9 protein-coding genes are annotated in these 12,533 nt (G+C 52.8%); 2 read left to right on the forward strand and 7 right to left on the reverse strand.

From position 1 onward, the window contains the following. Window positions 1-32: 32 nt before the first annotated feature. From ampC to H8L47_RS26165, 7 genes are all read right to left on the reverse strand, one after another. Window positions 33-1,193: a class C beta-lactamase gene (ampC, locus tag H8L47_RS26135; protein ID WP_186956740.1), complete on the reverse strand. Its 1,161-nt coding sequence runs from the start codon at window positions 1,191-1,193 to the stop codon at window positions 33-35. Between the two features lie 80 nt (window positions 1,194-1,273). Further along, complete coding sequence (locus H8L47_RS26140; RefSeq protein ID WP_186956742.1) at window positions 1,274-3,472, reverse strand: TonB-dependent receptor plug domain-containing protein; 2,199 nt, start codon at window positions 3,470-3,472, stop codon at window positions 1,274-1,276. A gap of 86 nt (window positions 3,473-3,558) precedes the next feature. Then, entirely contained in the window at window positions 3,559-5,376 is a 1,818-nt protein-coding gene (locus H8L47_RS26145; protein WP_186956744.1) for a M56 family metallopeptidase, read from the reverse strand. Continuing rightward, window positions 5,373-5,771, reverse strand: a complete 399-nt coding sequence (locus H8L47_RS26150; RefSeq protein WP_186956746.1) for a BlaI/MecI/CopY family transcriptional regulator — start codon at window positions 5,769-5,771, stop codon at window positions 5,373-5,375. Before H8L47_RS26150 ends, H8L47_RS26145 begins: the two co-directional genes overlap by 4 nt. 78 nt (window positions 5,772-5,849) lie before the next feature. Next, window positions 5,850-6,533: a GNAT family N-acetyltransferase gene (locus H8L47_RS26155; protein WP_186956748.1), complete on the reverse strand. Its 684-nt coding sequence runs from the start codon at window positions 6,531-6,533 to the stop codon at window positions 5,850-5,852. A 12-nt stretch (window positions 6,534-6,545) separates the two neighbouring features. Beyond that, a complete protein-coding gene (locus tag H8L47_RS26160; protein ID WP_186956750.1) occupies window positions 6,546-7,724 on the reverse strand; it encodes an ABC transporter permease subunit in 1,179 nt (392 codons plus the stop codon). A gap of 82 nt (window positions 7,725-7,806) precedes the next feature. Continuing rightward, on the reverse strand, window positions 7,807-8,664 hold the full coding sequence (locus tag H8L47_RS26165) for a helix-turn-helix transcriptional regulator (RefSeq protein ID WP_186956752.1): 858 nt from the start codon (window positions 8,662-8,664) through the stop codon (window positions 7,807-7,809). A 263-nt stretch (window positions 8,665-8,927) separates the two neighbouring features. On the opposite strand from H8L47_RS26165, the gene H8L47_RS26170 reads away from it, so the two are divergent. Next, entirely contained in the window at window positions 8,928-11,525 is a 2,598-nt protein-coding gene (locus tag H8L47_RS26170; protein WP_230413921.1) for a cation-translocating P-type ATPase, read from the forward strand. A 190-nt stretch (window positions 11,526-11,715) separates the two neighbouring features. Next, complete coding sequence (locus H8L47_RS26175) at window positions 11,716-12,492, forward strand: hypothetical protein (RefSeq protein ID WP_186956754.1); 777 nt, start codon at window positions 11,716-11,718, stop codon at window positions 12,490-12,492. Window positions 12,493-12,533: the final 41 nt, after the last annotated feature.

Raw genomic sequence — 12,533 nt, forward strand, 5'->3', positions numbered from 1 at the left:
CGCTCATGTACAGACTCAATTTTTCCCGTCCCTCACATGCCTAATTGCGCCAGGATTTTCTGGGCAGTTTCTATCCGTGCCTTGCCGGGAAAATTCTTGTTGGCGAGGATGACTATGCCCATTTTCTTGTGCGGTACAAAGGCGATGTAGGCACCAAAGCCGCTGGTGGCGCCGGTTTTGTGGATGAAGACATTGGCCCCTGCTGCCATGGGTGGGGTAATTTCTTGAACGGGGGTGGCTTCGAAAACCATGCGTTCAGAAGAGCCTTCAAACAATGCTGCCATCTCTGCAGGATAAGGGTACAACTCCCATATCAGGCTTTGGGTCATGCCCCCGGCTTTGAAGTAACCAGTGTGGGTGTTTTTCAAGGCTTGCGCAAACTCCGGGGCCAGTTTCATTTCGCCTAGGTTGGCCTTGATAAATTGAACCAGATCACTGGCGGTAGTCCTGACGCCATAGGCTTCGACGGAAAGCACATCGTCGCGCATGCGAACTGGGGTGTCGTCTTTTTTATAGCCCTGTGCATAATCTGCGCGCTTGTTGTCTGGCACGACGAGGTAACTGCTGTTCATGCCAAATGCAGGAAAGATTTGTTCTTGCATGATATTGACCGCGGGCTGTTGCAAGCTTTGGGCGGCGATGACGCCGAGCAGACCTATGCTGATGTTGCTATAGGTTCTGTGCGTGCCCTGCACATTTGCTGGCTTCCAGCTTTTCAAGTATGTCATCAGTTGCTCATCGTTCTTGACTGCCTCTGGCACCTGCAATGGCAAGCCACCTGTGGTGTGGGTAGCCAGGCTCAGCAGAGTGGTATCTCCAAAGCTGCTGCCTTTAAGGCTGACGAGGTGGTCTGATACTTTGTCATTGAGTGCCAGTTTTCCTCTTTGCTGCGCCAGCGTTGCCATGGTTGCGGTAAAGGTTTTGCTGATAGATCCTATTTCAAACAGGGTGGCATCATTGACTGGTGCATTGTCTGCCCTGGATGCGAGGCCATAGTTGAAGACATATTGCTGGCCATTGACATAGATGCCGACGGCCATGCCGGGGATGGCGTAGGTATCTTTAACAGGGAGAACGGCTGCATCCACGGTGCGTTTGATGCTGTCGATTTCTGCACTCATAGCCGATAGGCTAAACATGGTGCAAGAAAAAAATATGCTAGTGCGCAGAGCTTGCAATACTGATGATTTCATTTGGCAGTCCTTAATAATTCATTACTCGTGGTTGTTGGGTTGTGTTGATGGCTTGCCGTGCGGCCTTCCATTGGTCTGGACTACAACTTCAGTTCCCATACCAGGCGCCAGGTGCGCGCTGTTTGTTGCTGGCCGGCTTCTGTCCAGCGTGAACTCTCGTCGGTATAGCTACCGTATTCGACTTTGTCTTGTTGCAGGACGTTAGCGATGGAAAATCGTAGCTGGCTTTGCTTGCTTTGTTTCCAGGACAGGTAGATGTCAAGGTGGCGTCTGGGGTTGCTGTGTCCGGTAAGGTAGGCAGATTCACGCAAGCTGTCCGCAGCCTGGTAGTTGTAGTCTGCACCTATGCGCCAGGCTGGCTGTAACTGGTAATCGGCACCAACGTTGATCAGTAAACCGGTTTGATGTGCCAGGTGATTATCGGGACCTGGCACTTGCTCTACGGTAGACCAGTTACGGTTGAGGTTGCCATGTATTTCTATGGCGGGCATCTCAATGGCCAGCTTGCTTCCCAACTCTTGCAGATTGGCCTTGGCTTCAATTTCCAGGCCGACTATTCTGGCGCGACCATTATTGGAAAGGCTCGCTACCCAGCTTTTACCGTTCTGTTGGAGTTGCTCCAGCATGACATCATCGATGCGCCGCCAGTAGGCATTGGCGCTGATGACGCTGCCTTCTGTCAGGTAGTGTTCGTAGGCCAGCTCCAGGCCCCAGGCGCGTTCTGGCCGCAAGTTGGGATTGCCCTGAAAATCTGCATTCAGCGGAGTGTTGTTATTGTCGATGCGAAATCGGCGCGGCACCAGATTGGCGACCGTAGGCAGCTTGAAGCTGCGGTTGAGGGCCATGCGCCATTGTCTTTGTGCATCGAGCTTCCAGACGCTCTGCAGGATGGGGCTGAGCATGTTTGATTTATTCTGGAAGTCGAAAGCACCAGCCTCTTTGCTATTGCTGTTGATGCGCTCCATGCGCAAACCCAGGTAGGCTGACCAGGCACTGTTGATGGTCCATTCGTCTTGTATGTAGACCGCCAGTTTTTGCAAGCTGGCCTGATAGGCATGGGTATCGCTGGGTGTGGGGCCAGATGAGGTGAAAAATTCTAGTTCATCGCGGTTTTCATGCCGCAATGCGCGGCTGGCTTCCCAGCCCAGGCTGAGTACATGCGACTCTGAATATGGGGCCAGATATTTTCCATTGAAGCGGTATTCACTTTCATCAGCGTCACCAGTGACATAGCGGTGTACCGCCAGTGCTCCGGTCTTGTCTTTGCCCCAGAACTGGAATTTGGCAGAGCGGTCGAAGCTGTTCCAGCCAAAATTCATATTCAGCTTGGCACTGTCGGCCAGACGGCGCTCCCAACTGATATCGTTGCGTGAGGTGAGTATATGGGCAGCCCAGATGCTGTGGTTGTCAGGGAATTCTGTGCTGGCATACGGACCAGGGTTTTCTTTTTCATGTTTGGCTTGCTCCAGCCTGGTCAGGTTGAGATTGCCTTGCCAGTTGATGCTGTCTTGCGCATCGATTTTCCAGTTCAGACGTGGTGACAGGCTGGCGACGTCGCGACGATTTTGCTGGCTTTGCTGTAGCAATCTGTCGGTTTGCACTTGCCATGCAGTATTTGTGTTAGCTCGTGTCGAATAACTCTCGTTCTGGATCGCATTGATTTCCGTGCTATTGCTTTCCAGGGTACCTGCCAGGACATAGGAAATGTCGGCCTGTGTGCCGGGCAATTGATCACCCATACTCCAGGACAAATTGCCGGACAGACGGCCATCTTGCATGCTGGCATTAGATTTCATTTCAGACCCCTGCTTGCTGCTTTTTTTCTTGAGGATGATGTTGATGGTCCCGGCTATGCTTTGGGCGCTGACATCGGCACCGGCAACGCGCATGACCTCTATGCTTTCTATCAAGTCCGGCGCTATGCTGTCTATGCTGAAGCCGACTGGTGTTGCCTGACCATTGAGCAAGATCTGGGTATAGCCATTGCCGAGACCACGCATGCGTATCTCGGCGCCCCTGCCCTTGTTTTCTGTAACACTGATGCCAGGCAGGCGCTTGAGGACTTCACTGACATTGGTGTCACCGTATTTTTCTATGTCTTCATGGCCATACACGACGCGCATGCTTACATCGTCCTGTCTGTCGCGGTTGGGTTGGCTTTTGGCGCTGATTTCCACCTGTTGCGGGGTTTGCTGTGCCGTCGCTGCCTTGCTGGCGAATAGCGTCAGTATGCTCAAAGCAATGGTGGACAGACGTGTCGAGGTCTGCTGAAAAAGCATGATGTTTTCTTTCTTCTGATTTGAAAAGGCGTGAGCAGTCCCTGCGCCATTATTGGCGCAAGGCTGTCATGCGTGGAAAATTTGGTTTAGCTTTGTGTTGCTGCTTCCAGCGCGTTACGTATCTGCACAATATCGTCAGTGCGCACATCGCTGTTTTTTGCATTCAGCAAGACCATGATGACGGGCTTGCCTGCAATAATGGTTCGCATGGTCAGGCAACGGCCCGCGATTTTGGAGTAGCCAGTTTTAGAGAGGCTGATATCCCACTCCTTGTTGCCAGTCAGGTCGTTCGTGCTTTGGTATTCGTAGGTTTTGTCAGCGACGGTATATTGTCCTTCACTACGGCTGGTCAGCTTGCGCAGTTCAGGATAAGCGACGGTGGCCTTTACCAGGCGCGCCACATCCCTGGCACTGGAACGGTTGTTTTCCGAGATGCCAGCGGCTTCTTCCAGGTGGGTAGCCTGCAAACCCAGGCTGGCAGTTTTATTCTGTAAGGCAGTGATAAAGGCTTGCTTGCCACCGGGGTAGCTCCTGGCCATGGCCCTGGCAGCAGCATTGCTGGAAGGGATAAGCATCAGTTCCAACAATGTCTGGCGCGGCAAGGCCATGCCCGGCTGGAGTTTGACCTGGGTGTTTTGCCAGCCTATCAAATCTTCTTTGGTAAAGGTGATGCGCTCGCTCATATCCAGTTTGGCATCCAGCATGACCATGGCTGTCACCAGCTTGCTTATTGAGGCTATTGGTACGATGGTGTCGGCATTTTTTTCCAGCAAGACTTTGCCACTTTGCTCATCCATGACCAGTACATGGCCCGAGCTGGTTTTGACGTAGGCACTCAGGTGAACCGGCGTTTCTGATTTTTTGTTAGCAATTGGCAAGGATGGCTCTGGTGCAGCACTAACCTGGGTCTGCAATACCAGCAACAGGGCGGCGGCAATGCCGAGGACGGGCGCGGCCATTTTCCAGTGCCAGGGCTGAACGTCGGGGCGAACCAGACGTTTGATGCGTGATAACAAATCACCGCCGCTGGCTGCCAGGGCGGCCTGTGGCATGCCAGCAATCTGCAGCTTATCCAGCACTTGCAGGGCGCGTGCCAGCGGGCGTGCCTGCCCCATCATGGTCGCTGCCATGTCGTCGGCAATCAGCTCTCTTTCAGCATCAATACGCTTGGATATCCACCACACTGCGGGATGGTAAAACAGCATTGACAGGACCAGGTTTTGCAAGAGGTTGACGGCATAGTCCCAGCGTTTGATGTGGGCCAGTTCATGTGCCAGCAAGGCTTCCAGCATATCGGGTGACATGCCGGTCAGCAAAGAAGCAGGCATGACGACCACGGGCTTGAGGCAGCCATAGGTGACCGGGCTTATCAGGTCTTTCTGGAACTTCAACGTCACCTGGCGACGAATGGCAAGCTGGTAAGCCAGTTGATTGGTGCGTGCCTGCCATTGCTGCATCAGGGCTGCAATATCATTGCCATTTTGGCCCAGCCGATAAACCCATAGCAGGCCCAGCGCCAGGCGCATCAGCATGAGTAGTACACCCATGCTCCAGACGCTGACCATCAGCGGCAGCCAGGCTTCTATCCGGGCTGCCAACATGCTTTGTTTGACCCAGACCAGGTCCAGCGAGACATTGGCCTTGCCAGCCAGTTGTATCGCGGTCTCCAGGCTGATGGTTTGTGGATCTTGCCATTGCTGCAGCACACCCAGCGCTGGCCACAACAGGCACATAAGCATGGCCAAACAAGCCAGCATATAGCGCAATTGCGGACGGGCATTGCGGGTCAGGGCCAGCAGAATAGCGCAGACACTGGCGATCAGCGCGCCTTGCCAGACAAAGTGCAACAGGGGCCAGCCCAGTAGTTCAGTGAGCGTATATTCTGTAAATGTAGCTGGTGTCATGATTTTTTCTCGTCCTGCAGAATTTGTTCGATTTCATCACGTTCCTTGTCGGTGACATGGCCGCCGCGCAAGGCCGCCAGCACCATTGCCTTGCCTGAACCAGCAAAGACTTTTTGTATCATGTCCTTGAGCAAGTTGGTTTGCAGGGAATCCTGTTCTTGCGAAGGAGCATACACATGCGAGCGCTGGCTTTCATCGCGCGTCAGTATCCCCTTGCCATGCATGATTTGCAGATGGCGCAAGACCGTGGCATAGGCCAGGTCAGGACGTTCTTCCTGTATGGTTTCATGCAATTGCTTGGCACTCATGGGGCCATGCTGCCACAAGACCTTGAGCAGGTTCAGCTCAGAGGCAGTGGGCTTGGGGATAGAGGATTTTGCAACAGAAGAAGGCATACTCAGCATCCGATTTAAACAATGGATGCAGAATAAATGTTCTAGAAACTTTTGTCTAGAACTTTTTTTCTAGATTATCTACGTGCATAGCCGTATCGTCCTGGCCAGCGATACCGCATGGTCGTCGAAACCCATTCCCAGATACAGGCGATGCAATTGCTCATGCTCAAGCAAAACCCGCAAAAAGATCTTTTCCTGTTCTTGCAGGTGACGGCGTATCAAAGCGAGCACCAGTCGCCTGGCCCAGCCCTGCCCCTGGAAATCTGGATGAGTGCAAACGCCACTGATTTCCCGGTAGCCACCAGCACAATGACGCGCACCAGCCATGGCAAACAGATGCGGGCCATCGAAGACGCCAATGTAATCACCCAGTTGCAGGCTTCCTGCGCTGAAGGGACCAGGCTTGGTCAGGCTGACCAATTGCATGGCGGCGGGCGCTTGCAATGGCCCCAGGCGGATGGCGTTTAATGTCTGGTCAGCGGCGGGCATGCCAGCATTCCAGAGCATCTTTTGCAGATCGCACTCAGCATCAACTGCCCAGCCCTGTGGCAGACTGACTGTCTCCAAGCCATCGTAATACAGTTGCTCACCGGGTGCGACCAGCCCGGCCAGCGTGGCAAAATCAGGCCTGGCCTGGTCGGCAAACCCGACGAATGCAGGAAAACCAGCGGCATAGCGGCGCGCACTGGCATTGCCCACAGTGAATTGCGCATGCGGGCCCAGCAGGGTGTGCCATACAATATTGTCGAGCAAGTTTTCCATCTCCACCTTTTTTCAACTCTTTGCCAGCATTCTGTCTTCATGCCTGGGTGCTGGCCACAGACCTGCCGGACGTTTCAGCATGACAAGGACCATGGTCAGGCCCAGCAGCAACTGGCGCAAGACTTCAGGTTCTATCAACATGTGGCCGAACAATTGTTGCTGCACAGGTTGCACCAGATAGCGCAATACCTCGGGCAGTATGGCCAATAGTACCGCACCAAGAATCACGCCGGGGATATGCCCTATGCCACCCAGTATCACCATGGACAAGACCGTAATCGATTCATTCAGTGAAAACGATTCCGGTGAAACAAAACCTTGAAACACGGCAAACATGGCACCGGCCACACCACCAAAGGACGCCCCCATGGCAAAGGCCAGCAATTTGATATTGCGGGTATTGATACCCATGGCAATGGCTGCGGTCTCATCTTCACGGATGGCGACAAAGGCACGCCCCAGACGCGAGTCATGCAGGCGCACAGTCACGAAGATAATGCCAGCGCACAGGCTTAAAAAAAGAAAGTAGTAGGCATTCACGGATGGCATGGAAAAACCTGCAAAATGCACGGTCGCCTGCGAGCCTGGCTCTCCCCCCAGGGACACGCCAAAGATGCGTATGTGGTCTATCATGTTGATGCCCTTGGGGCCATCGGTGATATTGACAGGCGCATTCATGTTGACGATGAAGATGCGCACGATTTCACCAAAGCCCAGGGTGACGACGGCCAGGTAATCACCACGCAACTTGAGGGTCGGTGCGCCCAGCAGTGCCCCCAGTGCGGCGGCCAGCGCCGCAGCTAGCGGGACGATGATCCACACCGACAAATGTATGCCGTGCTGGGCAATCTCTGGCCCGTACAACCACAGCAAGGCCTGCCCCAGCATGGGGAAATTGTTGACCACAGATTCCAGCAAGACAGCGAATTGCGGTGAAGCCAGCAAGGCCGTCATATACGCGCCCATGGCATAGAAGGCGATATAACCCAGATCGAGCAAGCCAGCAAAACCGACGACAATATTCAAACCCAGCGCCAGCATGATGTAGAGCAAGGCAAAATCCATGATGCGTACCCAGGCATTGCCAAACTGCATGGCAACAAAGGGGAAAGCCAGCATCACGAAGATCAGTAGCGCCAGCAGGGGATATGCCTGGCGGGGGTTGGCTCGGGTATCAAAGTAATGGGACATGGGCCTTCCTGGCGGTTTAAGTGGGGATGATCTTAAGCATCCCTCACGCATGCCGCTACCACGATCTTGCTCAGATTCTTGCTCAAAGCATACTGCTGCGCTGGCGCGACTGCGTCGGTGTCATGCCAAACACGGAACGGAAGCTGGAAGTGAAGTGACTGTGATTGGCGAAGCCAGATGCATGGGCGATCTGCGTCAGGTCTGTGCATGCCACCTGCATGGCCCGCAGTGCCTGGGCCAGGCGCGTGCGTATCAGGTAGCGGTGTACCGGCAAGCCGACCTCTTCCCTGAATACCCTGGACAGGTGAAATGGCGTGGTATGCACATGGCGGGCCAGCTCATCGAGCGCCCATTCCTGATGTGGGTATAGCGAGAGCAGTTCTTTGACAGACTCGACTTGCTGGCGTCGGCGTGCCTGTGTCAGCTTTTGCCTGACACGCTCTTGCAGCCTGTTATCAACACATGCTGCCTGTACCGATGCCATCAGCATGGAAACGCTGATTTCTTGCACTGCCAGTTTATCGACGACAGGTGCCTGCAAATGCCGCCACAGCAATTCACGATTGAGTACACTGGCAGGCGGCAACAAGCAATGCGGCCTGAGTGCGGGTACATATAGCTGCTCTACTCCGGCAACTTCGGATAGTATTTGCATCAGTGCTTCTTTTGAGAAATCCAGTACCAGCGCCTCATCCCCTATGTCGCCAGGGAAAGTAATGCGATAGGGCTGGCCAACACCAAGAAAGATCGCATGATTCGCGTTCGCAATGACATGTTGTTTAGGACCGTCATGCTTGGCCAGCACACCGGCAATGGGTAGCAGGATCAAGTCGGCGGTTTCGCACTCCAGCTCTTTCGTATCCTCGGGCGCAGGTCTTGCCACGCCATGCCGGATGGATAGCAGCTCACTTTGAAAGAGGTTACGCAGCACCAAGGCCATAGTCAAAAAACCTAAAAAAACAAATTATTGCTCTATGAAAATATCGCAAGTCCTACAATAAGCCTGTTTAGCTTATCCCTATTTTTATGAATGAAAATTTTGATTTATAGGTTTTCACTGAACAAGCTATTGATAGAACAGTAGCGAATGGCGGAAACCTGGCTCATTCTTTTTTACTGCACTCACCTTGAGCTTGATCAACATGTCTGCCAGCTTATCTATGTAAAGCTGTATTACCTAACTATCGTTGACTGGCGCCATACATGACTACACCGATGACTACACCGGACTCTGCTGCAACTACCGGACTTAGCACGGCAACCTCAAGTGAGCGTCTGCTGGCAATCGGCCCCAATGAACTGCCTTCGGCCCAGCCACGCAAGGTCTGGGCCATCGCCTGGGCGGTATTGACCGAACCCATGCTCTTGCTATTGATCGCCTGCGGCAGTATTTACCTTGTGTTGGGGGATGTACATGAAGCGCTGGTGCTGCTGGCCTTCGTGTTTGTCATCATAGGCATCACTTTTTATCAGGAACACAAGACCGAGCGGGCGCTGGATGCCTTGCGTGACTTGTCCAGCCCACGTGCGCTGGTGATACGCGATGGCCAGCAGGTACGCATCGCTGGCCGTGAAGTGGTTCCTGGTGATGTGCTGGTACTGGCGGAGGGCGACAGGATTGCTGCAGATGCAATCTTATTGTCTTGCCTGAACATGACGGTGGATGAATCCCTGTTGACTGGCGAATCTGTCCCGGTCAGCAAAGCGGCACAGGAAAATTTGCCCGCCAGCATGGGCCAGGCTGGCGGTGAAGACACTCCCTTCGTCTTTTCTGGTAGCCTGGTGGTACAGGGCAAGGGACTGGCGCAGGTATTGGCAACTGGTGGCCAGACTGCGATAGGCAAGATAGGCAAGGCCCTGTCATCGGTGGATATAGAGCCGACCAGGGTACAGGTGGAAACCCGCAAGGTCGTCAAGTACGTAGCACTTTCCAGTATAGGCATGGCGGTACTGCTGGCAATATGGTACGGACTAAGTCGCCAGCTTTGGCTGGATGGGGTGCTGATAGGCCTGACCTTTGCCATGGCCCTGATACCGGAAGAATTGCCCGTGGTATTAACCTTGTTCCTGGGTATAGGTGCCTGGCGCATGGCCAGGCAACAGGTATTGACGCGACGTGTGCCTGCCATAGAAACGCTGGGGGCGACCACCGTCTTGTGTACCGACAAGACCGGCACGCTGACGCAAAACAAAATGGAGGTGGTGCAATTATTTGCAGGACAAAAAGTCATTGATTGCCAGCAGCCCAGATCTGACTTGCCAGAAGAATTTCATGAAGTGCTGGAGTTTGCCATTCTGGCCAGCCATCGGGAACCCTTTGATCCCATGGAAGTGGCCATCCAGAATGCCGGTAAACACATGCTGAGCAAGACTGAGCATTTGCACACAGGCTGGGGGCTGGTCGATGAATATCCGCTGTCAAAGGAATTGCTGGCCATGTCCAGGGTCTGGGCATCAGAAGACCGCGAACAGTATGTCATCGCCACCAAGGGAGCACCCGAGGCAGTCGCCGATCTTTGCCATTTGCCACCTGCTGAAGTCCAGGCTTTGCTGAAGCAAGTCAACCTGATGGCTGAAAAAGGTTTGCGTGTGTTGGGTGTTGCCAAGGCAAAGTTCAAGGCTGTTAATGCGCCTATACGCTTGGAAAACACAGAAGACGCTGATCTGCCTGAGATTCAGCATGATTTTGACTTTGAACTGGTCGGTCTGATTGCCATGGCAGACCCGATACGTGCCGGTGTGCCAGAAGCCATCCATGAATGCCAGACCGCAGGAATACGGGTAGTGATGATTACTGGCGATTATCCGGCAACCGCCAAGAATATCGCCGCACAATGTGGTTTGCCAGTGGCAGGTGGCGTCATCACAGGCGCTGAGCTCGATGACATGGACGAAGCAGAATTACAGCGGCGCATTGCCGACGTGGCGATTTTTTGCCGCGTTGCACCGGAACAAAAACTGCGCCTGGTGAATGCCCTGAAAACGGCAGGAGAAATCGTCGCCATGACAGGCGATGGCGTGAATGATGCGCCCGCACTCAAGGCCGCAAATATAGGAATAGCCATGGGCAAGCGCGGCACGGATGTGGCGCGTGAGTCGGCAGCACTGGTGTTGCTGGATGATGAGTTTTCATCCATCGTGACAGCAGTCAAATCAGGTCGCAGGATCTTTGATAATCTGAGAAAAACCATTTGCTTTATCGTTGCGGTCCACATCCCGGTCATCGGCATGTCAGTCATCCCCGTCATGCTGGGCTGGCCAGTGATGCTGATGCCTGTGCATATTTTGTTTTTGCAGCTCATTATCGACCCTACCTGTTCGCTGGTATTTGAAGCTGAAGCCGAGGAAAAGGATGTCATGCGCAGGCCACCGCGCTCCACCGAGGCAACCATCTTTAACCGCAAAACCTTGTTCAAGGGTTTACTGCAAGGCGTTGCATTGTTGCTGACCATACTGGCAATTTACTACATAGCCTTGCAACAGCAAATGACGGCAGACCAGGCGCGCACCATGGCATTCTCGGCGATGGTGATAGGTAATATAGGCCTGATCTTTATCAACCGCAGTTTATCAGCGAATATCCTGCATGCTTTGAGACTACCCAATCCGGTATTGTGGTGGGTGGTGGTAGCTGCGGTCACGGTATTGTCACTGGCCCTGTTTGTACCGGGTCTGGCAAGCCTGTTCTACTTTGCCGGAGTACCGCTGCAGCAACTGGGCTTGAGCCTGCTTGCAGCATTGCTGTGCATTACCCTGATGGCGGCCTTCAGGGTGTTTGGTATGCGGGGCAAAACAGCATAGCAAAAAAAATAATAATATTTTGCGCCAAAAGCGATAATTTCCTTGGCAGTATCCCTGATGCAACCTTCAGTATTGAATAATGCTCCCTCGCGATTCTGTCTGCCGCTTTACTTGCTATTCAAATGCCCTCACGCCATAGTCTGCGTTGCAAGATTTATTATCCGTCCACCACAAACAAAACAGCATGACTATGTTTAACACTATTTGGCGAACCACTTGGTCGTCTACCCTACTATTTATCTTATTTTTTGCAACACAGATTTCACATGCACGTTATCCCCCTGTACCTGAAATGGTCATGCAGATAAACACCAGCCTGGAGGTAAACCTGAACGGGTCCACAATCAAAATCAAGGCAGATGATACCTTTGAGCGCGAATATGAATTCGACGGCTGCAAGCTGAAAAGTCATTCCAGCCCAAGAAGCTCCAGATGGTTTGGCAGTTTGGGGATTAGTGACGCAGGTTCTGAACCATTTTTTTCATTTTTCTTACCGAGCGCATGTAAGGGAATCAGCCGAACTGTAGTAGAAGAAAATCAATTGCACTTTGATGACGCGAAATTTATGTATCAATGGTTGGCAAGCAGAAAAAAAATGGCGAATGGCTCATACAATTCTGTCTGGAACAGTGAAGGCCTTTCTGTGTTCTGGCAGACAGTGCCAGGCAGAGTGCAATTAAGTGTTGATGTGGTATTAATCTGCCTGAATGGACAACCGGCAAAAAATCTGGAAGGCGCTATAGATACCGCCATCAAATGGTATCCAAACGAGCAGGCACAGACTATGCGGCACTGTAACCCTGTAGATAAAAACGTTGTCAGAGAAACCCGTCACCAAATTGAAGGATTCTGGACATCTACTGAGTTCATGTTCAAGCAATTAAGAGAGCGGGAGGAAAGCTACAAGGCAAAAAAAATACAACAAGAAAAACAAGAAGCCGAGCGGAACATGAACAAGGCAGACTGAATCAATTAGCCATATATCTCGGTCCGCCAGCAACATAAAGC

The sequence above is a fragment of the Undibacterium umbellatum genome (genome assembly GCF_014284125.1).
Taxonomy (GTDB): Bacteria; Pseudomonadota; Gammaproteobacteria; order Burkholderiales; family Burkholderiaceae_D; genus Undibacterium; species Undibacterium umbellatum.

Bases quoted from the DNA above. Each gene is read 5' to 3' on its own strand.
- ampC (WP_186956740.1), bottom strand. From the start codon at position 1,193: ATGAAATCATCAGTATTGCAAGCTCTGCGCACTAGCATATTTTTTTCT.
- H8L47_RS26140 (WP_186956742.1), bottom strand. From the start codon at position 3,472: ATGCTTTTTCAGCAGACCTCGACACGTCTGTCCACCATTGCTTTGAGC.
- H8L47_RS26145 (WP_186956744.1), bottom strand. From the start codon at position 5,376: ATGACACCAGCTACATTTACAGAATATACGCTCACTGAACTACTGGGC.
- H8L47_RS26150 (WP_186956746.1), bottom strand. From the start codon at position 5,771: ATGCCTTCTTCTGTTGCAAAATCCTCTATCCCCAAGCCCACTGCCTCT.
- H8L47_RS26155 (WP_186956748.1), bottom strand. From the start codon at position 6,533: ATGGAAAACTTGCTCGACAATATTGTATGGCACACCCTGCTGGGCCCG.
- H8L47_RS26160 (WP_186956750.1), bottom strand. From the start codon at position 7,724: ATGTCCCATTACTTTGATACCCGAGCCAACCCCCGCCAGGCATATCCC.
- H8L47_RS26165 (WP_186956752.1), bottom strand. From the start codon at position 8,664: ATGGCCTTGGTGCTGCGTAACCTCTTTCAAAGTGAGCTGCTATCCATC.
- H8L47_RS26170 (WP_230413921.1), top strand. From the start codon at position 8,928: ATGACTACACCGATGACTACACCGGACTCTGCTGCAACTACCGGACTT.
- H8L47_RS26175 (WP_186956754.1), top strand. From the start codon at position 11,716: ATGTTTAACACTATTTGGCGAACCACTTGGTCGTCTACCCTACTATTT.